We start from the raw sequence: 22,238 nt of genomic DNA on the forward strand, positions 1-22,238 counted from the left end.
ATTTCAGCGGCCCGTAAAATCACAAGCGCGACAATTCCGGCCCGCTGCGGCGTCCCAGCCAGGTGGCGTCGAAGCGTTTCTGCGCGGCAGCCAGGGCGGCCTGGTCGCCGCGCTGGCGGTACACCTCCATCAGCCCGCGCAGCGCCCAGCCGTTGCTGGGCGTGCGCGCGAAGGAAGTGCGGAAAGCGGTCTCCGCGTCGTCCAGCCGGCCGGCGCGCAGCAGGGCCGCGCCGAGCGACTGGCGCACCGGGTAGTACCAGTAGGGCGGTTCCGTGTACGGCATGCTGTCCTGCACCGACACGCCCGTCTCATAGGCCTTGATGGCGGCAGGCAGGTCGCCGCGCGCCTCGGCCAGGCGGCCGCTGGCCACCGCGTGCGCGGTGCGCACAATGTCCGGCGCCGGCACGCCCCAGCTGGTGATGGAAGAGAAGTCGGCGGTGCGCCCGATGGCCGCCAGCGTGTCGATTTCCTTCTGGCTCTCGGCGTGCGCCCCCTTGCGGGCGTAGCCGACGGCGCGCGCATAGTGCCACATGGCGCGCACCAGCACATGCTGCGGATCGGGCGCGGGCAGGGCGATCAGCTGCGCGGGGCTGCTGAACTGCACATGCGAGAAGTAGGGCGCCGCCTTGACCGGCTGCAGCATGCCGAAGCTGGGCAGCGCTTCGGCCGGGATCGACTGGTCCAGTTTGGCGGCCGCCGCCAGCGCACTGGGGCCGTCGCCGCCCATCAGCGCGGACACCATGGCGAAGTGGATGTTGTGCGGGTAGTAGGCGCCCTTGTAGACCGCGTCGCTGTCGGCCCTGGCGAAGTACTTCTCGTCGATGGCGATGGCGTCCAGGTTCGATTGCAGCGCTTCCTTGTACAGCCCGACGCGGTAGTAGATATGCGACGGCATGTGCACGATGTGGCCGGCGCCCGGGATCTGGCGCGCCAGGCCGCGCGCATAGGGCAGCGCCTTGTCCGGATGGCTGGACGCTTCCACCGCGTGGATGTAGTAGTGCACCGCGCCGGGGTGGGTCGGATTGCGCTCCAGCACGCGTTCCAGCGCGTCCACCAGCTCCGGCGTGCGGCCCTTGCCGCGCGCGCCGCCCGCTTCCCAGTAATCCCACGGCGACAAGTCCATCAGCGCTTCGGCGAACAGCACCTGGATGGTGTCGTGGTTGGGGAAGGCGCGCGCCGCGTCCGTCATGCCGGCCGCATAGGCGGCGTCGAGCGGGGCGCGGTCGGCCGGCGCCGGCGACTGGTAGCGCATGGCCACTGCCCGGATCAGCGCCTGCTCGGCCGGCGTGGCGCGTGCGGCAAGGCTGGCGGCCTTGGCTGCCGCTGCGGCGGCGGGCGCCACCGCTTCCGGGAACATGGGCGCGTTGATGTTGGGCCCCAGCACCAGGGCTTCGCCCCAGTAGCACATGGCGCAGTTGGGGTCCTGGCGCTGCGCGGCGCGGAAGGCGCGCGCCGCTTCGGCGTGGTTGAAGGCAAAGGTCAGGCGCAGGCCCTGGTCGAAATAGGCCTGCGCCTTGGCGCTGGCTGTGCTCACCTGCAGGTGCAGGCTGCCCAGGTTGGTGTACAGGGGCGGATCGGCGGCGGGAGCGGTTTTGCGCTCCTGCTGCGCGGGGCGGAAGGGCGCCGTTTCGGTCTGCAATGCCAGCATGGCCAGCAGCAGGGGCGGGCGGCCGGCCTTGTCCGGCGTGCAAAGCGCCTGGTCGAACAGAGGGTCGAATCCTGTGCTGGCGCGTTCCGCTTGCGTCAGCGCCACCGGGCACAGGGATAGCAGTGCGGCGGCCGCGAGGGTGCGGGTGCAGGGCATGGTGCCTCCTCTTTTTGTCATGGGACGCATAGAGTTTAGGTGCGCGCAGGGCAAACGCAAGGCAAAATAGAGGGCTGAGCTCACTTGAAAGGCCGACATGTGCCCCCGTTTTGCCATTGCGCTGCTACCGCTTGCCGTCCTGACCGCCGCCGCCCCGGCTGCGGCCGTTCCGATGGCCGCCCCGAAGGCCGCGCCCGCGGCGGCGTCTGCCCGCAGCGCCCCCGCCAGTGCCGCGTTCGACAAATGGTCGGAGGCGTTTGCGGCGGACTACATGCGCCTGAACCCCGAGTCGGCCACAGCGAGCCAGTATTTTTCCGGCGCGGAACAGGATGAACTGGACCGGCGCCTGTCGCCCATCACCCAGGCCACGCGCGACAGGCAGGCCGCGCTGGCGCGCAAGGGCATTGCCAGGCTGGACGCCTTCCTGGCCGGCCCGCTTGGCGCCACCCAGCGCGCCTCGGCCGAAACCATGCGCTGGACGCTGTCCAACGAACTGGCCGGCCGCCCCTTCCAGGACCACCTGTTCATCTTCTCTCAGCTGGGTGGCCCGCAGGTGGGCCTGCCGCGCCTGATGACCCAGGTGCACCCGCTGCGCCGCGCGGCCGACGTGGACAGCTACCTGGCGCGCCTGGAACAAATTCCGGCCCGCATGGACGAAGCGGCGGCCATGGCGCGCGCCGCCGCCGGCCGCTCGCTGCTGCCGCCGCGCTTCATCCTGGAGAAGGCGCAGCAGCAGGTGGAAGCCTTCCTCAAGCCTGAGCCGGAACAGAACGTGCTGGTCACTTCGCTGGCCGAACGCAGCGCCGGGCTGGCCGGCCTGTCGCCGCAGGCGCGCAGCGCCGCCATCGGCCGCGCCACCCGCGTCGTCGCCGAACGCGTACGGCCCGCGTATGCGCGCGTGCAGGCCATGCTGGCCGAGCTGCACCCGCGCACCGGCAACGAAGCGGGCATCTCGCGCCTGCCCAACGGCGCGGCCGCCTACGATTACCTGCTGGCCCGCAACGCCGGCACCAGCCTGAAGGCGGACGAGGTGCACGCCATCGGCCTGCGCGAAGTGGCGCGCATTGAGGCGGAGATGGACAAGTATCTGCGCCAGCTCGGTTTCGCCGAGGGCAGCATCCAGCAGCGCATGGTCAAGCTCGACAAATCGCTGCAGCCGCCGGCCGAGCCCGATCCGCGTCCGGCCATCCTGGCGCGCTACGCGGAACTGGTGCGCGACGCCGAGCAGCGCAGCGCAAGCCTGTTTAACCTGAAGCCGCGCGCGCCGATCGAAGTGCGGCGCGAACCGGCGCTGACCGAAGCGACCGGCTCGGCGCGCTACAGCGCCCCGGCGCCGGACGGCAGCCGCCCCGGCGTGTTCTGGATGCCGCTGCCCGGCCCGGAATACGAGATGGTGGTGATGCGTACGCTGTCTTACCACGAGGGCGTGCCGGGCCATCACTTCCAGATCGCGCTGCAGCAGGAGATGACGGACCTGCCGAAGTACCGCGCGCGCCGCATCTTCAGCGGCGGCAGCGCCAACAGCGAAGGCTGGGCCTTGTACGTTGAACAGCTGGCCATGGAGCAGGGCTGGTACGACGGCGACACGGTGGGCATGCTGGGCGGGCTGGCAGAACAGCTGTTCCGCGCGCGCCGGCTGGTGGTCGACACCGGCCTGCACACCAAGGGCTGGACGCGCCAGCAAGCCATCGACTACGGCATGCCGGCTTCCGAAGTGGACCGCTACGTGGCCAATCCCGGCCAGGCCTGCTCCTACCTGCTCGGCATGCTGCGCATCCTGGCACTGCGCGAGCAGGCGCGCAGTGCGCTGGGCCCGCGCTTCACCCTGCCGGGCTTCCACGACGTGGTGCTGCGCGCCGGTTCGGTGCCGATGGACGTGCTGGCCGGCATCGTGGAGCAGTGGGTCGAAGAGCGTAAAGGCAAGGCGGCATCGTGACGATCGACTGGTTCTCGCCGGCCCAGTACGTCGGCTATGTGGCTTTTGTGCTGGGCGTCGGCTCCTTCATGCAGACCGACGACCGCCGTTTCAAGCTGTTCATGGCGGGCGAGTGCCTGGCGTACGTGCTGCACTTCGCCCTGCTCGGCAACTCCACGGCGGTGGCCAGTTCCAGCATGTCCTTGCTGCGCTCCCTGCTGGCGCTGCGTACCCGTTCCAAATGGGTGGCGGCGGCGGTGATCGCGGCCAACCTGGCGCTGGGGCTGGCGCTGGCCAAGCAGGCCAGCGACTGGCTGCCGCTGGCCGCGTCCTGCCTCGGCACCTATGCGCTGTTCCAGCTGCAGGGCGTGGCCATGCGCCTGGTGATGCTGTGCGGGACAGGGCTCTGGATCGCCAACAACGTGATCGCCGGATCGGTGGGCGGCAGCGCGCTGGAGGTGGTGGTGGCGGCCGTCAACATCGTCACCATCTGGCGCATGGTGCGCCTGGCCAGGGCGCAGGCCGCCTGAGAGCTAGTTATTTCGCCGGTACCGGCATTTCGCCGCCGCTGCCGGCGCCGCCCTCGACATTGCCGAAGTAGACTTCCAGGTCTTGCGCCGGCTTGAAGTTGCGCAGGCGGACCTGGTAAGTCTTCGCGTCTGTTTTCTTGAACGTGCCGGGGAAGCACAGGCTGACCAGTTCGGACGGATGGCTCTTGACGACGTTGAGCGTGAAGTCTTCGATGCCGTTCTTCCAGGTATTGGCGGTCTTGAGGATGTAGGACACCTTGGCGGCGTTCAGATAGCTGCCGCCCGGATCGCCGTTGCGCGCCGCCAGTTTTTTCCACGATTTGAGGAAGGCCGCGTCGGCGCAATAGCGGCGCGCGGTGTCGTCGTCCATGCCCGACTCGCCCGGCCCGGCCGAGACGAAGGGCCGGTATGCGTGGTGCACGCGCACTACCTTGTTGGCCGGGAACTTCTGCTTCCACACGTAGTTGACCTGGATGTCCCACACCGGCCCGATGGAACCGGCCGCCCCTTCACCTATCAGTTTCAGCCTGACCAGCTGCTGGCGCTGCTGCGCGGTGAACGGCGCCACTTGCGTGTCCGGCGCGAAGCTGGGGTGGAAGGCGATCTGCGCGTCGCTCAGGCCCAGCTTCCTGAGCTGGGCCGTCACGTCGGCGCCGTCCAGCGCGGCTTGCACCACGGTGCGGTAACCCACCGGCTTGCCGTCCACCTCGATGGTGAACCCGCCCGGACGGCCGAAATAGGTGTCGCTGGGTTGCTCGGAGGCGGGGTAGGCGGGCAGCGGGAAGATGATGGTTTCCTCCACATCCGCCGGGGATTCGTTGACGAACTCATAGTCCACGCTGATCAGTTCATGGCTGACGTTGAGGACTTCCTTCTTCATGGCGATGGCGTCGGTCTTGCGGAACACGATGCCGCCGGCGCTGACGCCGCCGATGCCGTCGTTGGCGAAGGCCAGGGAAGGCAGCAGCAGGACGGCGAGTGCGGATTTAAGTATTGTCATCCAGTCATGTTACCACCGGCCCCGCCTCCCGTCCGCCGCGCGGGCGCCTAATAGATCGCGCCGCCGGCCTGGGTGGAGCTGAGTACGCCGTTGACTGCGGAGATGCTGTAGTTGACCGTGCCGCCGTCGTAACTGGCCCAGTTGCGCATGTCGAAAGCGCCGCCGCCGGACAGGCGCTGGGTGGTGACGTTGCGGTAGGTCAGCGGCGTTTTGGGCTTGCAGACTTCCGGCAGGCCCACGGTGCGCAGGAAATAGACCGAGCCGGCCCCCACGCGCGTGGCCTGGCCGCCCTCGATCAGCAGCGCGGTCTCGACGTCCACCCCCACGCCATGCACGCTGCCGCTCCAGCCGTCGTTCACGATGCGCGCCATGAAGGTGATCAGGCGCCCCATGCGGTCGCGCGCTTCCAGGTGCGGATCGGCGACCAGGCCGCCCATGTCGGGCAGGGACAGGAAATCGCGGCCCAGGGTGATGGTCTTGTCGTACGGATTGGCCAGCGCCGATGGCGAGGTGATGGTGCCGTTCAGCGCGGTGAACGCGAACTTGCTCATGACCGCCATGCCGGCGCTGGTGCCGCCGATGGGGATGTTCCTGGCGGCCAGCGCCTCGATGGCCGTCTGCACCGGCGTGCCTTTCCAGAATTTGACGTAGTCGCTCTGGTCGCCGCCGGCGATGAACAGCGCCTCGGCGCCCTGGATGCGCGCGATCACGAAAGGATCGCTGGCGGCGTCGCGGCTGGCGATGGTGATGGTTTCCACCGAAGTCACGCCGCCCATCGCATACACATAGGGATTGTAGGCGTCCGTGCCGCGCGAGCGCAGGATGACGAAATTGCCGCCGCCGGACTTGCGTATCATCCATTTGAAGGCGTCGTCCACGTCCGGCCCGCCGCCCATCAGCACCAGGGCAGGCAGGGCCGGCGCCGGCCGCGTCACGTTGGCCGGGTCGCCCACCACCGCATAATCATAGGGTTTGCCCGCCGCTGCGTGGCAGGGCATGAGCGCCGCGAGCGAGAAGAACAGGGCAGACAACAGACCGCGGGGGACAGGTGTACGCATCACAGGCTCCGGCAAGGGGGAAAGGTGCAGTCGATTGTACGCCTATCCCAGCAGGCGCGAGCCGCTTTTCAGAACCAGTTCCGGCTGCGGTACCAGCCGACCGTATCGGCGACGGTCTGTTCCAGTGGACGGAATTTCAGTGCCAGTTCGCGTTCGCTCTTGGCGTGATCGAAGTGGGTGCGCCCGGCTTCTTTCACCATCAGCCGCACCGTGGCCAGGCTGAGCAGGATGGGCCGGCCGGTCAGGCGCGCATAGACTTCCTGCGCCGCCGCCAGCACGTACAGCAGCGGCACAGGCAAGCGGCGCGTGGGCGTCTTGACGTTCGCGACCTTGCCCAGCAAGGGCACCAGCTGGCGCATGGTCATGTGGCGCCCCGCCGCCAGATAGCGCTCGCCGCGTTTCCCTTGCAGCGCTGCCGCGATGTGCGCCTGCGCCACGTCGCGCGCATCGACCACGGAAAAGCTGCCCGGCACCAGCCCCGGCAGCTTGCCCAGCACCACGTCGTTGACGAACTGTCCGGACGACGTGGGGCCGATATCGGCCGGCCCCCACATCCAGCCGGGCAGCACCAGGCTGGCATGCATGTCCGGGTGGCGCGCCAGGAAGCGCAGCACGGCCTGGTCTGCCAGTATTTTGCTGCGGTAATAGTCGTCGGCGTCGCCCAGCTCGCGCAAGCAGGTTTCGTCGATGGGCACGCCGGGTTCGCCGTTGAGCACGCCTATCGACGAGGTCTGGACAAAACGCCGGACGCCGGCGCGGTAGGCCTGCGCGATCAGCGTCGCGGTGCCGTCCACATTGATGCGTTCAAGCGCCTCCCGGTGGCTGCCGCCCTTGTAGTTGTCGCGGAAGAAGGCCGCCGTGTGGAACACCGCGTCGCAGCCTTGCAGCCTGGCGGCGAAGCCGCCCACGTCCGCCATGTCGCCCGGCACCAGTTCCACGCCCGCCAGGCCGTCGAATTGCTGGCGGCCCTTGTCCAGCGAGCGTACCAGCGCGCGCACGGCAACGCCGCGCAGGACCAGTTCGCGCACCAGGTTGTTGCCGAGCAGGCCGGTGGCGCCGGTGACGAATGCGGACTTCAATGGATTTGGATTTTGCATGATGGTTGAATTTCAAAGTTCGAATGAAATCCAGTTTGGCGATGCGGCATTGAAATGTCAACTGATATCTGAATTGGCGCTATCCGAAGTTCGTGTGATATCTTTACGGCCATGAGCGAATCTCCACCCAGAAAGCGGCTAAGCCGCGAAGAAAGCCAGGCCCAGACCCGCACCCGCCTGATCGACACCGCGCAGCAGCTGTTCGTCGCGCACGGCTATGGCGGCACGTCCATCCGCGATATCGCGGAGCGGGCCGGCTACTCGCAGGGGGCGTTCTACTCGAACTTCGCCAGCAAGGAGGAGGTGCTGCTGGAACTGCTGCGAGGACATATGGAGGCGGAGGGGGCCCAGCTTGCCAGCGTCATGGACAGCGACGGGCGCATGCCTGAGCAGATCTTCGCGGAATTGGAGCGCTGGGCGGCGACCCTCAATCGCGATGCCAGCTGGTCCATGCTGTCAATCGAGCTGCAGCTGCACGCCAAGCGCAGCCCGGCGTTCGCGGCCAGGTACCAGACCGTGTGGGACGCGCACCGGGCCAGGCTCGGCCGCGTGATCGGCAAGCTGTTCGCCACGCTGGGCCGCACCCCGCCGGCCGACCCGGAAGAACTGGCGGCAGCCTTCATGGCGCTGACGCATGGCCTGGCGCTGCAGGGCACGGGCAAGCGGCCCGATCCGTCGGGGCGCATGATCCTGGTATTTCTGCGCGGGCTGGTCGCCAGCGCCGGCGCATAGGAAACCGGCAGGGCCCGGACTCCAATGCGGGTATGATCGTGCCAATTTCATCTGCAATTGGACATTCCCATGGTCATCGTGACTCACAGCGGCAAATTTCATGCGGACGACGCATGGGCGGTCGCGGTACTGAACATCTTATTTCCCGATAACGAAATCGTCCGGACACGCGATGCGGCGGCTGTCGAGGCGGCCGACTTCGCGGTCGATGTCGGCGGCATCTGGGACCCTGCCAGCGGCCGTTTCGACCACCATCAGAAAGGCTTCAACGCGACCAGGCAGACCGGCGTGCCCTATGCGAGCGCGGGGCTGGTCTGGCGGGAATACGGCACGCGCTGCGTCAGCGCCCTGGCCGCCGCACACACCGGGCAGCAGCTGGCCGATGACAAGGCGCGTGAAATGGCCTACGCCATCGATGCCGACATCGTGCAATACCTGGATCTGTCGGACGTGGGGGCCGCGAAGAATGCGCCCGGAGGCTATGGACTGTCGGCGGTGGTTTCGGGCTTCAATCCCAACTGGCTCGACGAGGAAAGGCTGGGCTATGGCGGGGCCGCCGACGCCTACCGCCTGGAGCAGTTCCGCAAGGCGATGGCCCTGCTGACCGACGTCATGATCAACGCAGTGAAATACCGCGTCGGCGCCTTGCTGGCGGTGGAGCAAGTACGGCAAGGGGAAATACTGGAGGACGGCCAGATCCTGCTGCTGCAAAACAGCGCGCTGCCATGGACCCAGGTGGTGCGCAAGGAAATGCCCAAGGTGCTGTTCGTCATCAGCCACAGCCCTGCCGAGCAGCGCTACATGCTGCACACCGTGCCGGTCAGCCCGGAGAGTTTCAAGGCGCGGGCAGATCTGCCCGAGTCATGGGCGGGCCTGCGCGACGCCGAACTCGCGGCGGTCACCGGCGTGCCGGACGCGGGTTTTTGCCACAACGGCAGATTCATCGCGGCGGTCAAGTCCTACGAGGGTGCGCGCGCCATGGCAAAGCAGGCGCTGCAGGCGCTGGAACGCGGCGAGTAAGCGGCAGCGGACGGGCGGGCAGCCTGGGCTGCCCATCCGGCGCGGCCTCGCCGTGGGGATCAGTGCAGCTTTTTCAGCATGGCCAGAGCAACCGCCTTGGCTGACTGCGGATTCTGGCCGGAGATCAGCTCACGGTCTTCGACGACGTTTTCGCTCCACGCCTTGGCTTCGACGAAGTTGGCGCCAGCGGCAAGCAGGCCATCCTGGGGGAACAGCTTCATCTGGCCGCCGTTCAGGAAGCCCTTGGCCTGCTCTTCCTCTTCATTGGTGAAGGCCGTCATCTTGTAGCCCTTGTAAATCCACTGCGCAGGCTGCGGACGCTGGCCCGCTTCCAGCTTGCCCACGTAGCCGCGCGCATCCGGGATGGCCGACAGCAGGGCGATGGTGCCGTGGCAGGTCAGGCCGGTAACTTTGCCATGGTTGTGGAAGCTGGTGAGCAGTTCGCCCAGGTCCTTGTTCTTCAGCAGATCCTGCATCGGTATATGGCCGCCGGGAACGAACACGGCGTCGAATTTGTCGTAGCCGGCTTGTTTCACCTGCGCCAGGCTGATGGCGGGGGAGCCGGTCTTGGCTGTCAGTTTGAGCGTCGCCAGCAGCGCCTTGCTTTCCTGGCGCGCTTGTTCATTGCCGCCCCAGAAGGTCACGTCATCCGATTTCTGGTCGGCGGACGGCGCCTTGCCGCTGGGCGTGGCGAACACCACCGTGTGGCCGGCGGCGATGAACGCCTGCACCGGCTCCATCAACTCGTTGAGGAAAAAGCCGGTCTGCATGACTTTGCCGTCCTTCAGGTCCAGCCTGTCCTGGTCGGACACCACCACCAGCACGGTGCCGGCACTGGCAAAATTGGCGGCGGCAGCCAGCAGGCCGGCGATAAGGGTTTTTTTCATGTTCAACTCCTGAGTGAAAGGGCAGCTTGCCCTCGGATAACGACAGCGTATTGCACGCGCCGGAAGCCGTAAATGCACCCAGACTTACTTCACTTGTTACATGGGGTAATAAGAAAAAAGTCGCGCGGCTTCACGCCTGGCCGCAGCTCAGGTTTTTGACATGGAAACGCCACCGTCGGCGAACAGGGTGGCGCCGGTTACAAAACTGGACGCGTCCGAAGCCAGAAACAGCACCGCCTTGGCGATCTCAAGCGGCTGAGCGAGACGTTTCATCACGTGGAGGTTCTCAACGAAAGCCAGTGCCTCCGGGCTGGCTGCAGCGGCGTGTCCCATTTCGGTATCCGTTCCGCCGGGCATCAGGGCATTGACCCTGAGGCCGCGCCCGCCGTATTCGACTGCCAGCGTGCGCGCCAATCCCACCAGGCCAGCCTTGCTGGCGCTATAAGCGAGCATGCCCGGCATGCCGATGGTGTACCCGACAAAAGACGAGGTGAAGATGAGCGATGCCTTGCCACGCTTGAGCATCGCGGGAACCTGGTACTTTGCTCCGAAAAAGGCGCTGCTCAAGTTGGTGTCGATGGTGTCGCGCCAGTCCTCGGCGCGCATGGCGGCGAGATCGCCTGTCGCGCCCAGCGTACCCGCGTTATTGAAGGCGATATCCAGTCCGCCGAAATGCTCGATTGCAAGCTCAACGCCTCTTTTGGCGACGTACTCGTCCTTGACGTCGCCCACCAGGGCTAACGCCTTGCCGCCCGCAGCGACTATCCCGTCCACCAGCGAGTGGAGCTGTTCGCTTCGGCGGGCGACCAGGACGACGCTGGCGCCTTCACTTGCGAACAGCTTCGCCGTCTCGCAGCCGATGCCGGAGCTGGCGCCAGTGATGATGGCGGTCTTACCTGCCAGAATGCCCATGTATTCTCCCTCAATATGACGCCGGCTCGCGCTACCCGGACACATCCCGGCTTTATGTCCATAGCGACAGGGTACACAGGGAGGACAACGTGGAAACTCCGTTTCTTGCTTTCACGTTCGCTGAATGAAAGCCCGGACACGGGCGGGTCCTGTTAGAATTTCCAGCAGCCTTGTGGCGCCATTTGCAGGAGAATCCAAATCCTACGTTTCATAGTCGCAGCGGCGATACGCGCGCCAAAGCTAGCGATCGCTGTTGCTTTATTCGTGCTCGCGGTCTTGGCGGGCACGATTAGCTACACCGGTCTCCTTGTCGTCGGCGTGTTGGCCGATTATCTCGGCACGGGGCGGGTGATCGCAGGCCTGCTTCTTGGCGTTTTGTTCGCAAGATTTCCCTGGATAAGCAAAGGTAAGCCGCGCATGGTTGGCCTGTTGCCTAAACCGCTCCGCCGGCCGCTCGTGGTCGGCATGCTCGCAGTGTGCCTGGTGAACTTTCTGTCGAAAGGCGAATCCGTGCCCGCATTGTTCACAGCTTTCGTTGCCGCATTTCTTCTCGGCTACCCCTGGTTGAGGCGAGCTGTTTTTGATCGGATCTTATCGTCAGTCCTCAAATTTACCGGCCAGCACCCTCGCAACAGCACTGACGACAAGGTGATCGATGGCGAATTCAGGGAGAAGAAGGAATGAGTTTGACTGGCTGACGCTGCAACTTCGGAAACGAAAAAGCCAACCTGCGTGGGTTGGCTTTTCTTGTTTGACACTGTTCTTGGTGGCCCGGGGCGGAATCGAACCACCGACACAAGGATTTTCAATCCTCTGCTCTACCAACTGAGCTACCAGGCCAAGGAGCAGAATTATAGCAGATCATTTCGGGTATGCAAGGAGCTTTTTTGAAAATGGCGGGATAGGCGTGCGCAGGCGTTGGCATTCCGGCGTGGCTGCAGCCGTTCTTGACTTAGCGAACTGCCGGGCTAAACTGGATTTTGCAATTTTGACACTATCAATCCCGAAGTCCAGTCCGCCAAGAGGAGCTAGTCATGAAAGGTATACGCCGCACTTTCGCCAGCGCCATCGTTTCCGCCGCCTTTGCTGCCGCCGCACCGCCGGCACTGGCGGCGCCCCAAGTTGAAGTGATCGCCAAGGGCTTGAGCAACCCGCGCGGCCTGGCGTTCGCCCCCAATGGCCAGTTGTTTGTGACCGAGGCCGGGCGGGGCGGCGACGGCAAATGCATCGTACTGGCCGATTCGCGCAGCGCCTGCTATGGCGAGACCGGCGCGCTGACGCGGGTGGACCCGACCGGCAAGGCGGCGCCGGTGCAAGTGATCAGCGGCTTGCCGTCGATGGCGGCGCCGGGCGGCTTTGGCGCGCTGGGGGCGCAGGGCATTGTGTTCACGGGCGCGGGCAATGGGCGCCTGGCGATGGGACTGGCCGCCGACGCGTCCGCCCGAGCGGGCTTGGGCGCCAAGGCCAACTTGCTGGGGCAGGTGCTGCAGGTCGGCGCCACCGGCAACTGGAAGGTGTCAGCCGACATTGCCGCGTTCGAGGCGGCCAACAATCCTGTCAGCGGCGGCACCGACAGCAATCCTTATGCGGTGGCCGCGCTGGGCCAGCAGCACATCGTGGCCGACGCCGGCGCCAATGCGCTGTTCTCGGTGGCGGCCAACGGCAAGATCACCACGCTGGCCAAATTCGAGGCGCGGCCGGTGCCGGCGCCGCCGTTCATCGGCTTGCCGGCGGGCGCCACCATTCCCATGCAGGCCGTGCCCACCAGCGTGATCGACGGCCGCGACGGCTGGCTGTACGCCGGCCAGTTGACCGGCTTCCCGTTCCCGGCCGGCGCCGCCAATGTGTACCGCGTGTCGCCGCACGGCGGAACGCCGGAGGTGTTCGCCAGCGGCTTCACCAACATCATCGGCCTGGCGTTCGACGCCAGCCATCGTCTCTACGTGCTGCAGGTGGGCAGTGGACTGGCCGGCGCAGGCGGGCCGCCGCTGCTGCCGCCGGGGCGCCTGATCCGGGTGAATGCGGACGGCAGCCAGACCGTCATCTACCAGGACTTGTATTACCCGGGCGGCTTGACGATAGGGCCGGACGGCGCGGCGTATGTCACCAATTTCGGCATTGTGCCGGGGCCGGTGGCGGGCAGTTTCCCGGATGGCGGGCAGGTGCTGCGCATTACGCTGGATTGAGTTATTTGCGCTGGAGGCAAATATAATTTGAGGTTTGCGGGGTTTTTCTCAACAAAGGGTGAGGGCATAGTGTAGCCATCATCTGAACAAGGAAAACCCCATGAACCACAGCACCATCCCGGCAATCGGCCTCGGCACCTTCCGGCTGCAAGGCCAGGTCGTTATCGATTCGGTACGCAATGGCCTGGAGCTTGGCTACCGCCATATCGATACCGCGCAGATCTACGGCAACGAGGCCGAAGTTGGCCAGGCCATGGCCGACAGCGGCGTACCGCGCGCCGAACTGTTCGTCACCACCAAGGTCTGGACCGAGAGCCTGGACGGCGGCAAGCTGATTCCCAGCCTGAAGGAAAGCCTGCGCAAGCTGCGCCTGGAGCAACTGGACCTGGCGCTGATCCACTGGCCGTCGCCGGGCGACGCGGTGCCGGTGGCCGAATACATGGCGGCGCTGGCGGAGGCCAGGGAGCAGGGGCTGTCGAAGCAGATCGGCGTGTCCAACTTCACCGTCGCGCATTTGCAGCAGGCCGTGGCCGCGGTCGGCGCGCAGCAGATCGCCACCCAGCAGATCGAAATTCATCCCTTCCTGCAAAACCGCAAGGTGGTGGAGTACGCCCGCAGCCAGGGCATCCACCTGACCGCTTACATGCCGCTGGCTTACGGCAAGGTGATGCAGGAGCCGGTAATGGTGCAGATCGCACGCCGCCACAACGCCACCCCGGCGCAGGTGGCGCTGGCCTGGTTGCTGCAGCAGGGCTTCGCGGTAATCCCGTCGTCGACCAGCCGCGCCAACCTGCAAAGCAATCTGGCGGCGCGCGGGCTGGTGCTGACTGGCGACGACATGGCGGCCATCGCCGCGCTGGAGCGCAACGAGCGCATCGCCAATCCTGACGGCCTGGCGCCGCAGTGGGACTAGGCTTCTGCCCGCCGGCGGCGGCGCTGCCCGCGCGCCAGCCGCCGCCGCTATAATGGCTGGATGAATAATCCATCCTCCCCCGCTTTGCAGCGCGTCGTTCAAAGCGATATTTGCATTGTTGGCAATGGCGCCATCGCCAAGACGGCGGCGCTCGGATTTGCCCAGGCCGGGCAGAGCGTCACCTTGCTCTGCCCTCCATCCCCTCCCGTTTCGTCCAGCCCGGCCGTGCAGGCCAGCTGGGACGTGCGCGTCTATGCACTGAACCACACCGCGAACAATCTGCTGTCGTCCTTGAAGGTGTGGGGCGCGCTTGATGCCGCGCGCGTGGCGCCGGTGGACGCCATGCTGGTCAACGGCGACGGCGGCCAGCCCGGCGGCCTGGCGTTCGACGCCTACGGCGCTCATACCGGCACGCTGGCCTGGATAGTCGAAGACCGCAACCTGAACCAGGCCCTGGACGCGGCGCTGCGCTTCGCCAGCAACGTCACCACCGTCAGCGGCCGCGCCATCGGCCTGCTGCGCGGCGCCGACGACGTCGCCGTGCTGCTGGAGGACGGTTCGGCCGTGCGCGCCGAGCTGGTGGTGGGCGCGGACGGCGCCGAATCGTGGGTGCGCGGCCAGTGCGACATCGGCATGGATTACCGCTCCTACGGCCAGCACGCCATCGTGGCCAACTTCCATTGCGAGCATCCGCACCACGGCGCGGCCCAGCAATGGTTCACCGGCGCCGACGGCATCGTGGCGCTGCTGCCGCTGCCGGGCAATCTCGTGTCGCTGGTGTGGTCGGCGCCGGAAGCGCTGGCGGACCGGCTGCGCGAGGAGGGCGCCCAGCGCCTGGCCGAACGGCTGGCGGTCTACGCGCAGGAAAAGCTGGGCAAGCTCACGCCGGTGCAGCCGGAGATGGTGCGCGGCTTCCCGCTGCGCCTGATGCGCCCGCACGCCATGGTGGCGCAGCGCGTGGCGCTGGTGGGCGACGCGGCGCATGTGGTGCACCCGCTGGCCGGCCACGGCATGAACCTGGGCTTTGCGGACGTGGAGCAGCTGGTGCGCATCGTCAACGAGCGCGAGCCGCACCGCGGCATGGGCGACGAGCGGGTGCTGGCGCGTTATGGCCGCGCGCGCAAGGAGGATGTGCTGCTGATGCAGCTGGCCACCGATGGCCTGGACCGTTTATTCGGGACCGATCTCGAGCCTTTGCGCGTGGTGCGCAATTTGGGATTAAACTTGCTGGACAAATTGCCGGGCTTGAAGCGCCGGCTGATTTCCCACGCACTTGGTAAGTGATCACCGGAGCTTTTATGAAATTCAGCAAGACCGTACTATTGTTCGCCTCCGCCTTCATGGCATCCTGCGTCGGCGCCGAAAACCCGACCGAAGCCAGCATCAAGAAAGCCATCGAGCCCCGCCTGGGCAATAACGTCAAAGTCGATTCGGTCAAAGAGACGCCGTACGCCGGCCTGTACGAAGTGCGCATCGGCGACGAAATCCGCTACACCGACAAGACCGCCAGCTACCTGATCGTCGGCCACGTGTTCAATCTGAAGACGTCCGAAGACCTGACCCAGGCCCGCATCGACGACATCAACAAGATCAAGTTCTCCGACCTGCCGCTGGAAATGGCGCTGAAAACCGTGAAGGGCAACGGCAAGCGCGTGATGGCGGTGTTCGAAGATCCGAACTGCGGCTACTGCAAGCGCTTCCGCCAGCAGGCGCTGAAGGATGTGGACAACGTCACCATCTACACCTTCATGTACAACATCCTGTCGGAGGATTCTTTTACCAAATCGAAGAACATCTGGTGCTCGGCCGACCGCAACAAGGCCTGGGACGACTGGATGCTGTCCGGTAAAGCGGCGCCGGCCGCGCCGGCCGGTTGCAACACGCCGAACGAAAAGGTGCTGGCGCTGGGCCAGAAGCTGCGCATCAACGGCACGCCGAATATCTTCTTTGCCGATGGCAGCCGCGTACCGGGCGCCATCGACATCAAGACGCTGGAATCCAAGTTGTCCTCTATTAAACAGTAAGGAGCGCGGAAGATGATCACTTTGAATGTCAATGGCAAGGACGTGCAGGTAGACGCGGATCCGTCCACCCCGGTACTGTGGGCCCTGCGCGACAACCTGAACATGACCGGCACCAAGTTCGGCTGCGGGATGGCGCTGTGCGGCGCCTGCACCATCCATATCGACGGCAATCCGACGCGCGCCTGCATCACACCGATTTCGGCGGTGGCGGGGCAGAAGATCACCACCATCGAGGCGATGGAGGGCGATGCGGTGGGCAAGGCGGTGCAAGCCGCCTGGGTCAAGCACGACGTGCCGCAATGCGGTTACTGTCAAAGCGGCCAGGTGATGAGCGCGACGGCGCTGCTGCGCACCAACAAGGCGCCGAGCGATGCCGATATCGATAGCGCCATGGCGGGCAACATCTGCCGATGCGGCACCTATCAGCGCATCCGCGCCGCCATCAAAGACGCTGCAAAAACCATCGCCTGAGGAGAACGCCATGCGCAAAGAATGGTTGAATCAAGGGACCGCGATGGCGGATGTCAGCGCGGCAGCGGTAGCAGCCGTGGCGCCTGCCGCGCCGCAAGGCGGCGTGTCGCGCCGGTCGTTCATGAAGGCGGGGGCGGTCGCCGGCAGCGGCCTGGTGCTGGGTTTCTTCGTCAGCGGCGGCAACAAGATGGCGCGCGCGGCCGACGCTGCGGCGCCTGCCAAAGTCTATGAGCCGAACGCCTTCCTGCGCATCGCGCCGGACAATACCGTCACGGTACAGGTGAACCGCCTGGAGTTCGGCCAGGGCGTGCAGACCTCGCTGCCGATGCTGATCGCCGAGGAGCTTGACGCGGACTGGGCGCAAATGCGCGGCGAACTGGCCGACGCGGGCGAGCAGTACAAGGATCCCGCTTTCGGCATCCAGATCACCGGCGGCTCGGGCTCGATCGCCCACTCCTACGTGCAGTACCGCGAAATCGGCGCCAAGGCGCGCGCCATGCTGGTGGCCGCTGCCGCTGCCGAGTGGAAGGTCAGCCCGGACCAGGTGCGCACGTCGAAAGGGATGCTGATCGGTCCCGCCGGCCAGCAGGCCAAGTACGGCGCCTTCGCCGACGCTGCCATGAAGCAGCCGGTACCGGCCACCGTCAAGCTGAAAGACCCGAAAGACTTCGTCATCATCGGCCAGCCGGTCAAGCGCCTGGACGCGCAGGATAAATCGACCGGCAAGCAGCAGTTCGGCATGGACTTCAAGCCGGAAGGCACCATCGTTGCCGTGGTGGCGCGCCCGCCGGTGTTCGGCGCCAAGGTGGCCAAGCTGGACGCCAGCAAGGCCAAGGCCATCCCGGGCGTGATCGACGTGCTGGAAGTGGCTACCGACCGTGGCGGACGTGGCGTGGCGGTGTTCGCCAAGGGTTACTGGCCCGCCAAGCAGGCGCGCGAAGCGCTGGTGCTGGAATGGGATACCAGCGCGGTTGAGAAAGTGAGCACCGCCAGGCAGATGGCCGAGTACAAGGCGCTGGCGCAGAAGCCCGGCCTGCCGGTGAAGAAGGCCGACATGTCGAAGCTGGCCAAGGCGCCGAAGAAACTGACCGCCGTCTACGAGTTCCCTTACCTGGCGCACGCGCCGATGGAACCGCTGAACTGCGTGATCGACCTGAAGGCGGACCGCTGCGAAGTGTGGGCCGGTTCGCAGTTCCAGACACTGGACCAGGCGGCCATCGCCCGCACGGCGGGCTTGAAGCCTGAGCAGGTAACGCTGCACACCATGATGGCCGGTGGCGGTTTCGGCCGCCGCGCCGTGCCAAGCTCGGACTACCTGGTGGAAGCGGCCAATGTGGCGCTGGCGTACAAGGCGGCCGGCAAGTCCGGCCCGCTGAAGATCATCTGGAGCCGCGAGGACGACATCCGCGGCGGCTACTACCGCCCTGCTCACGTGCACCGCGCGGAACTGGGCTTCGACGCCAAGGGCAAGCTGCTGGCGTGGAACCACAGCATCGTGGGCCAATCCATCATCACCGGCTCGCCCTTCGAGCCGATGATGGTGAAGGACGGCGTGGACGCCACCATGATCGAAGGCATGGGCGAACCGTACGACCTGCCAATGAACCTGTCGGTGCACAACGCCAAGGCCAACGTGCCGGTGCTTTGGTGGCGCTCCGTGGGGTCGACCCACACCGCCTTCGTGATGGAAACGCTGATCGACGAGGCCGCGCACGCCGCCAGGATGGACCCGGTGGCCTACCGCAAGCAGGTGATCGACGCCAAGCACGCGCGTCATCACGCCGCGCTGGACCTGGCGGTGGCCAAGTCCGGCTACGGCAAGAAGGCCCTGCCGAAAGGCCAGGCCTGGGGCGTAGCGGTGCATGAATCGTTCGGCACCGTGGTCGCCTACGTGGTGACCGCATCGGTCAAGGACGGTGTGCCGCATCTGCACACGGTTACCGCCGGCGTGCATTGCAACACGGCGGTCAACCCCATGACCATCGAAGCGCAGGTGCAGGGCGCCGTGCTGATGGCGGTCGGCACCACGCTGCCGGGCGCCGCCATCACGCTGAAGGACGGCGTGGTGGAACAGCAGAACTTCGGCGACTACGTGGTGGCGCGCATGCCGGACATGCCGGTGGTGGACGTGCACATCGTGCCGTCGACCGATGCGCCGACCGGCATGGGCGAGCCGGGCTTCCCGCCGCTGGCGCCGGCCTACGCCAACGCCATCTTCAAGCTCACCGGCAAGCGGCTGCGCAAGCTGCCGTTCGACCTGGCCAAGACGGCCAAGGCCTGAGCCTGGCCGGCGCTCGCCGCAACGTGGGCGGCCAGGTGGGGATCTGCGGCATTCTGCTGGCGGCCGGGAGGGGCAAGCGTTTCGACCCTTCCGGCCAGCGCAACAAGCTGCTGCAGTCGCTCGGCGATGAGCCCGTGGTGGTGCGCAGCGCGCGCCACATGCTGGCCGCGCTGCCGCGCGTGGTGGCCGTGGTGCGGCCCAGCGATGCCGCCGGCGGCGACCCCGTGGCGGCCCGGCTGCTGGCGCTGGGCTGCGAAGTTACTATCTGCCCGCAAGCCGACACCGGCATGGCCGCCTCGCTGTCGCACGCGGTTGCGCATGCGGACAAGGCCTTCCCCGACGCACAGGGATGGATCGTCGCGCTCGGCGATATGCCCCACGTGCGGCCATCTACAATACAATCACTGAAAACCGCCCTGGAGCAAGGCGCAGGCATCGCCGCGCCCATGTACCGGGGCCAGCGCGGCAACCCCGTCGGGTTAAGCCGCCACTACCTGCCGCAGTTGCTGGCGCTGGAGGGCGACCAGGGCGCGCGCGGCATTTTGAAGCACTCGGCAGTGACGGAGCTGGAGGTGGACGACAGCGGCATCCTGCAAGACATCGACACACCGGCCGACCTGCCCCCCAAGGACAAGACATGAAGAAAACCGCATCGAAGAACAAGCCAGGCGTCAGCTACGCCATCGTCGGCAAGGACCTGGCCGGCCATATGTTTGAAGTAACGCTGACCGTGGAGCAGCCGGCGCCGGAAGGCCAGTTGCTGGCGCTGCCGGCCTGGATACCTGGCAGCTACATGATCCGCGAATTTTCGCGCAACATCGTCCGGATTCGGGCGGAATCGGGCGGCGCCGAAGTCAGGTTGGCCAAGGTGGACAAGCATACCTGGCAGGCCGCGCCGGTGGCGGGCAAGCTGACCGTGGTCTACGAAGTCTACGCCTGGGACCTGTCGGTGCGCGCCGCCCACATGGACCGCACCCACGCCTTCTTCAACGGCACCAGCGTGTTCCTGCGCGTGGCCGGCCAGGAGGATGCGCAGCACGTGGTGGACATCCAGCGTCCGGCCGATCCAGCAGCGAAGGCCTGGCGCGTAGCCACCTCGCTGCCCGAGCTGAAGGCCAGGCGCTACGGCTTCGGCACCTACGCCGCCGCCAGTTACGATGAGCTGATCGATCATCCGTTCGAGCTGGGCGACTTCGCGCTGGCCACCTTCAAGGCGCACGGCATCCCGCATGACGTGGTGATCACCGGCCGCGTGCCCGGCCTGGACATGGCGCGGCTGTGCGCCGACCTGAAAGCCATCTGCGAAACCCAGATCGCTTTCTTCGAGCCGAAAACCAGGCGCGCACCGATGGACCGCTACGTCTTCATGACCATGGCCGTGGGCGACGGCTACGGCGGTCTGGAGCACCGTGCCTCCACCGCGCTGATCTGCGCGCGCGCCGACCTGCCCACCGCCGCCACGCCGAAGGGCGCGGAGATCGGCGAAGGCTACCTGAAATTCCTCGGCCTGTGCAGCCATGAGTACTTCCACACCTGGAACGTCAAGCGCATCAAGCCGGCGGCATTCGCGCCGTATGACCTGAACGCGGAGGGCTACACGCCGCTGCTGTGGCTGTTCGAAGGCGGCACCAGCTATTACGACGACCTGATGCTGGTGCGCGCCGGCATCATCGGCGAGCCGGCCTACTACAAGCTGCTGGGTAAAACCGTGGGCGGCGTGCTGCGCGGTGCGGGGCGCCTGAAGCAGAGCGTGGCCGATTCCAGTTTCGACGCCTGGGGCAAGTACTACCGCCAGGACGAGAACGCGGCCAACGCCATCGTCAGCTACTACACCAAGGGTTCGCTGGTGTGCATGGCGCTGGATTTGACCATCCGCACCAAGACCGCCGGCAAGAAGTCGCTGGACGACGTGATGCAGGCGTTGTGGCAGCGCTATGGCCGCGACTTCTATGAGAACCAGGCGCGCGGCCAGGGCGTGACGCCGGCCGAAGTGGAAGCGCTGTGCGACGAGGTGGCCGGCGCCAAGCTGAAACCGTTTTTCGACAAATACGTGCGCGGCACGGAAGATCTGCCGCTGGCCAAAATGCTGGCGCCGTTCGGCGTGAAGTACAGCGACGAGCGCAAGGCGGCCAAGCCCAGCCTGGACGCCAACCTGGGCCGCGATGGCGCGGACGCCAAGCTGTCCGCCGTGCACGAAGGCGGCGCGGCCCATGCGGCCGGCCTGTCGGCGGGCGACTTGCTGGTGGCGGTCGACGGCCTGCGCGTCACCCCCGGCAATCTCGATGGGCTGCTGTCGCGCTACAAAGTCGGCGCCACCGTCGAGGTGCACGCCTTCCGGCGCGACGAGCTGCACACCTTCAGCGTGCGCCTGCAGGGCGACCGCGTGCCCGCAGTGACCCTGGCCGTGGCTGCCGACATTCCCGGCAAGAAGCCCGCCGGACCAGCCCGGCCTAGCGCGGTCCGCTGATGACCCCCTGGCCGGCGCCGCTGCTGCAATTGGATCTGCGGACTCTGCTGCTGATGACGATCGTGATGAGCGGCGTCATGAGCGTGGTGATGTACTCGGTACACCGCAGCTTCCGCGGCGAGGTGCGCGGCCTGGACCGCTGGGCGCTTGGCCTGCTGTGCGTGGTCGGCGCCGGCGTGTCGTTCGCGCTGAACGGGTGGGCCGGCAAGATCGGCCTGCTGGCGGCCAACATGCTGCTGTTCTGGGGCGTGGGCCTGTCCATGATAGGCACGCAGGAGTTCTTTGCGCGGCGGCCGGGCTGGGGTTTGTTCCACGGCGTCTGGCTGGTGGGCGGTGTGCTGACCGTCTGGTGGCTGTACCTGCAGCCGCACCTGGGCGCGCGCATCGCCGCGTTCTCGCTGGGCGCCTTCGTGTTCTACGCAATGCAGTGCTGGCTGGTGTGGCGCCACGGCCTGCGCCATTTCTCCTATTGCTTCTTCGGCGTGCTGGTGACGCTGCAGGCGCTGACGGTGCTGGCGCGCCTGTTCATCGCGCTGCGCACCGACGCGGTCACCGACGATGTGCTGCGCAACGGCGCGCTGGTGAACGTGTTCATGGCGCTGGCCAGTTTCATGTCGCTGATGCTGGCGATTGCCTTCCTGATGATGGCCATGCGGCGCTTGCAGAGCATCCTGGAAGACCGTTCCACGCACGACCCGCTGACCGGGGTGCTGAACCGGCGCGGCTTCGACATTTTTTATGGCAAGCAGCGCGTGCAACTGGGGCGTGAAGGCCGGCCGCTGTCGCTGATGAGCATAGACCTGGACCGCTTCAAGGCCATCAACGACCGCTATGGCCACGTGGTGGGCGACCGGGTGCTGGTGCAGATTGCCAATATCATCAGCGGGGCCCTGCGCGAAAGCGACTACGTGGCGCGCTTCGGCGGCGAGGAGTTCGTGGTG

The 22,238-nt window shown here is 66.3% G+C and carries 20 protein-coding genes and 1 tRNA gene; 14 read left to right on the forward strand and 7 right to left on the reverse strand.

Annotated elements, in window-relative coordinates; translation table 11 throughout:
- Nucleotides 1-19: 19 nt before the first annotated feature.
- Nucleotides 20-1,804, reverse strand: a complete 1,785-nt coding sequence (locus AC6H42_RS27025; protein ID WP_229418354.1) for a tetratricopeptide repeat protein — start codon at nt 1,802-1,804, stop codon at nt 20-22.
- Between the two features lie 97 nt (nt 1,805-1,901).
- Between AC6H42_RS27025 and AC6H42_RS27030 the strand changes: the two genes are divergently transcribed.
- Both AC6H42_RS27030 and AC6H42_RS27035 read left to right on the forward strand, forming a co-directional pair.
- Nucleotides 1,902-3,740, forward strand: coding sequence for a DUF885 domain-containing protein (locus tag AC6H42_RS27030; protein ID WP_497549354.1), 1,839 nt, complete (start codon nt 1,902-1,904; stop codon nt 3,738-3,740).
- A complete protein-coding gene (locus AC6H42_RS27035) occupies nt 3,737-4,249 on the forward strand; it encodes a YgjV family protein (protein WP_200954100.1) in 513 nt (170 codons plus the stop codon). Before AC6H42_RS27030 ends, AC6H42_RS27035 begins: the two co-directional genes overlap by 4 nt.
- Nucleotides 4,250-4,256: 7 nt before the next feature.
- Here AC6H42_RS27035 and AC6H42_RS27040 read toward each other — a convergent pair whose 3' ends face one another.
- The 3 genes from AC6H42_RS27040 to AC6H42_RS27050 all read right to left on the reverse strand — a co-directional run bounded on the left by AC6H42_RS27040 (nt 4,257) and on the right by AC6H42_RS27050 (nt 7,404).
- Nucleotides 4,257-5,249, reverse strand: coding sequence for a DUF4424 family protein (locus tag AC6H42_RS27040; RefSeq protein ID WP_057158117.1), 993 nt, complete (start codon nt 5,247-5,249; stop codon nt 4,257-4,259).
- A gap of 47 nt (nt 5,250-5,296) precedes the next feature.
- Nucleotides 5,297-6,307, reverse strand: coding sequence for a cyanophycinase (locus AC6H42_RS27045; RefSeq protein WP_082552180.1), 1,011 nt, complete (start codon nt 6,305-6,307; stop codon nt 5,297-5,299).
- 68 nt (nt 6,308-6,375) lie between these two features.
- Nucleotides 6,376-7,404 (reverse strand): SDR family oxidoreductase, encoded by a 1,029-nt coding sequence (locus AC6H42_RS27050; RefSeq protein ID WP_497549355.1) that lies wholly within the window; start codon nt 7,402-7,404, stop codon nt 6,376-6,378.
- Between the two features lie 111 nt (nt 7,405-7,515).
- Between AC6H42_RS27050 and AC6H42_RS27055 the strand changes: the two genes are divergently transcribed.
- A complete protein-coding gene (locus AC6H42_RS27055) occupies nt 7,516-8,136 on the forward strand; it encodes a TetR/AcrR family transcriptional regulator (RefSeq protein WP_057158114.1) in 621 nt (206 codons plus the stop codon).
- A 69-nt stretch (nt 8,137-8,205) separates the two neighbouring features.
- Nucleotides 8,206-9,156: an MYG1 family protein gene (locus tag AC6H42_RS27060; RefSeq protein WP_497549356.1), complete on the forward strand. Its 951-nt coding sequence runs from the start codon at nt 8,206-8,208 to the stop codon at nt 9,154-9,156.
- Between the two features lie 59 nt (nt 9,157-9,215).
- On the opposite strand, the gene AC6H42_RS27065 is transcribed toward AC6H42_RS27060, so the two are convergent.
- Both AC6H42_RS27065 and AC6H42_RS27070 read right to left on the reverse strand, forming a co-directional pair.
- Nucleotides 9,216-10,043: a type 1 glutamine amidotransferase domain-containing protein gene (locus AC6H42_RS27065; RefSeq protein WP_497549357.1), complete on the reverse strand. Its 828-nt coding sequence runs from the start codon at nt 10,041-10,043 to the stop codon at nt 9,216-9,218.
- Nucleotides 10,044-10,190: 147 nt separating this feature from the next.
- Complete coding sequence (locus tag AC6H42_RS27070) at nt 10,191-10,955, reverse strand: SDR family oxidoreductase (protein ID WP_497549358.1); 765 nt, start codon at nt 10,953-10,955, stop codon at nt 10,191-10,193.
- A 264-nt stretch (nt 10,956-11,219) separates the two neighbouring features.
- Here AC6H42_RS27070 and AC6H42_RS27075 point away from each other — a divergent pair, with 264 nt between their 5' ends.
- A complete protein-coding gene (locus AC6H42_RS27075) occupies nt 11,220-11,639 on the forward strand; it encodes a hypothetical protein (RefSeq protein ID WP_497549359.1) in 420 nt (139 codons plus the stop codon).
- Nucleotides 11,640-11,719: 80 nt separating this feature from the next.
- Here AC6H42_RS27075 and AC6H42_RS27080 read toward each other — a convergent pair.
- A tRNA-Phe gene (locus AC6H42_RS27080) sits at nt 11,720-11,795 on the reverse strand.
- 194 nt (nt 11,796-11,989) lie between these two features.
- Between AC6H42_RS27080 and AC6H42_RS27085 the strand changes: the two genes are divergently transcribed.
- The 9 genes from AC6H42_RS27085 to AC6H42_RS27125 form a co-directional block, all read left to right on the forward strand.
- Complete coding sequence (locus AC6H42_RS27085; RefSeq protein ID WP_057158109.1) at nt 11,990-13,141, forward strand: ScyD/ScyE family protein; 1,152 nt, start codon at nt 11,990-11,992, stop codon at nt 13,139-13,141.
- A 100-nt stretch (nt 13,142-13,241) separates the two neighbouring features.
- Complete coding sequence (gene dkgB, locus AC6H42_RS27090) at nt 13,242-14,054, forward strand: 2,5-didehydrogluconate reductase DkgB (protein WP_057158108.1); 813 nt, start codon at nt 13,242-13,244, stop codon at nt 14,052-14,054.
- Between the two features lie 60 nt (nt 14,055-14,114).
- A complete protein-coding gene (locus AC6H42_RS27095) occupies nt 14,115-15,338 on the forward strand; it encodes an FAD-dependent monooxygenase (RefSeq protein ID WP_497549360.1) in 1,224 nt (407 codons plus the stop codon).
- Between the two features lie 14 nt (nt 15,339-15,352).
- On the forward strand, nt 15,353-16,078 hold the full coding sequence (locus AC6H42_RS27100) for a DsbC family protein (RefSeq protein WP_057158106.1): 726 nt from the start codon (nt 15,353-15,355) through the stop codon (nt 16,076-16,078).
- Between the two features lie 12 nt (nt 16,079-16,090).
- Entirely contained in the window at nt 16,091-16,549 is a 459-nt protein-coding gene (locus tag AC6H42_RS27105; RefSeq protein WP_057158105.1) for a (2Fe-2S)-binding protein, read from the forward strand.
- 10 nt (nt 16,550-16,559) lie between these two features.
- Nucleotides 16,560-18,830: a xanthine dehydrogenase family protein molybdopterin-binding subunit gene (locus tag AC6H42_RS27110; protein WP_057158104.1), complete on the forward strand. Its 2,271-nt coding sequence runs from the start codon at nt 16,560-16,562 to the stop codon at nt 18,828-18,830.
- 35 nt (nt 18,831-18,865) lie between these two features.
- Nucleotides 18,866-19,471, forward strand: coding sequence for a nucleotidyltransferase family protein (locus AC6H42_RS27115; RefSeq protein WP_497549361.1), 606 nt, complete (start codon nt 18,866-18,868; stop codon nt 19,469-19,471).
- Entirely contained in the window at nt 19,468-21,297 is a 1,830-nt protein-coding gene (locus AC6H42_RS27120; RefSeq protein WP_497549362.1) for a M61 family metallopeptidase, read from the forward strand. Before AC6H42_RS27115 ends, AC6H42_RS27120 begins: the two co-directional genes overlap by 4 nt.
- Nucleotides 21,297-22,238: GGDEF domain-containing protein (locus AC6H42_RS27125; protein ID WP_497549363.1), on the forward strand; the 942-nt coding region annotated here is incomplete at its 3' end. The genes AC6H42_RS27120 and AC6H42_RS27125, both read left to right, overlap by 1 nt.

Source organism: Massilia sp. NBRC 108631 (genome assembly GCF_059704565.1).

Excerpts from the sequence above, each read along its gene's own strand:
- AC6H42_RS27025 (WP_229418354.1), bottom strand. The coding sequence starts at position 1,804 with ATGCCCTGCACCCGCACCCTCGCGGCCGCCGCACTGCTATCCCTGTGC.
- AC6H42_RS27030 (WP_497549354.1), top strand. The coding sequence starts at position 1,902 with ATGTGCCCCCGTTTTGCCATTGCGCTGCTACCGCTTGCCGTCCTGACC.
- AC6H42_RS27040 (WP_057158117.1), bottom strand. The coding sequence starts at position 5,249 with ATGACAATACTTAAATCCGCACTCGCCGTCCTGCTGCTGCCTTCCCTG.
- AC6H42_RS27045 (WP_082552180.1), bottom strand. The coding sequence starts at position 6,307 with ATGCGTACACCTGTCCCCCGCGGTCTGTTGTCTGCCCTGTTCTTCTCG.
- AC6H42_RS27050 (WP_497549355.1), bottom strand. The coding sequence starts at position 7,404 with ATGCAAAATCCAAATCCATTGAAGTCCGCATTCGTCACCGGCGCCACC.
- AC6H42_RS27055 (WP_057158114.1), top strand. The coding sequence starts at position 7,516 with ATGAGCGAATCTCCACCCAGAAAGCGGCTAAGCCGCGAAGAAAGCCAG.
- AC6H42_RS27060 (WP_497549356.1), top strand. The coding sequence starts at position 8,206 with ATGGTCATCGTGACTCACAGCGGCAAATTTCATGCGGACGACGCATGG.
- AC6H42_RS27065 (WP_497549357.1), bottom strand. The coding sequence starts at position 10,043 with ATGAAAAAAACCCTTATCGCCGGCCTGCTGGCTGCCGCCGCCAATTTT.
- AC6H42_RS27070 (WP_497549358.1), bottom strand. The coding sequence starts at position 10,955 with ATGGGCATTCTGGCAGGTAAGACCGCCATCATCACTGGCGCCAGCTCC.
- AC6H42_RS27085 (WP_057158109.1), top strand. The coding sequence starts at position 11,990 with ATGAAAGGTATACGCCGCACTTTCGCCAGCGCCATCGTTTCCGCCGCC.
- dkgB (WP_057158108.1), top strand. The coding sequence starts at position 13,242 with ATGAACCACAGCACCATCCCGGCAATCGGCCTCGGCACCTTCCGGCTG.
- AC6H42_RS27095 (WP_497549360.1), top strand. The coding sequence starts at position 14,115 with ATGAATAATCCATCCTCCCCCGCTTTGCAGCGCGTCGTTCAAAGCGAT.
- AC6H42_RS27100 (WP_057158106.1), top strand. The coding sequence starts at position 15,353 with ATGAAATTCAGCAAGACCGTACTATTGTTCGCCTCCGCCTTCATGGCA.
- AC6H42_RS27105 (WP_057158105.1), top strand. The coding sequence starts at position 16,091 with ATGATCACTTTGAATGTCAATGGCAAGGACGTGCAGGTAGACGCGGAT.
- AC6H42_RS27110 (WP_057158104.1), top strand. The coding sequence starts at position 16,560 with ATGCGCAAAGAATGGTTGAATCAAGGGACCGCGATGGCGGATGTCAGC.
- AC6H42_RS27120 (WP_497549362.1), top strand. The coding sequence starts at position 19,468 with ATGAAGAAAACCGCATCGAAGAACAAGCCAGGCGTCAGCTACGCCATC.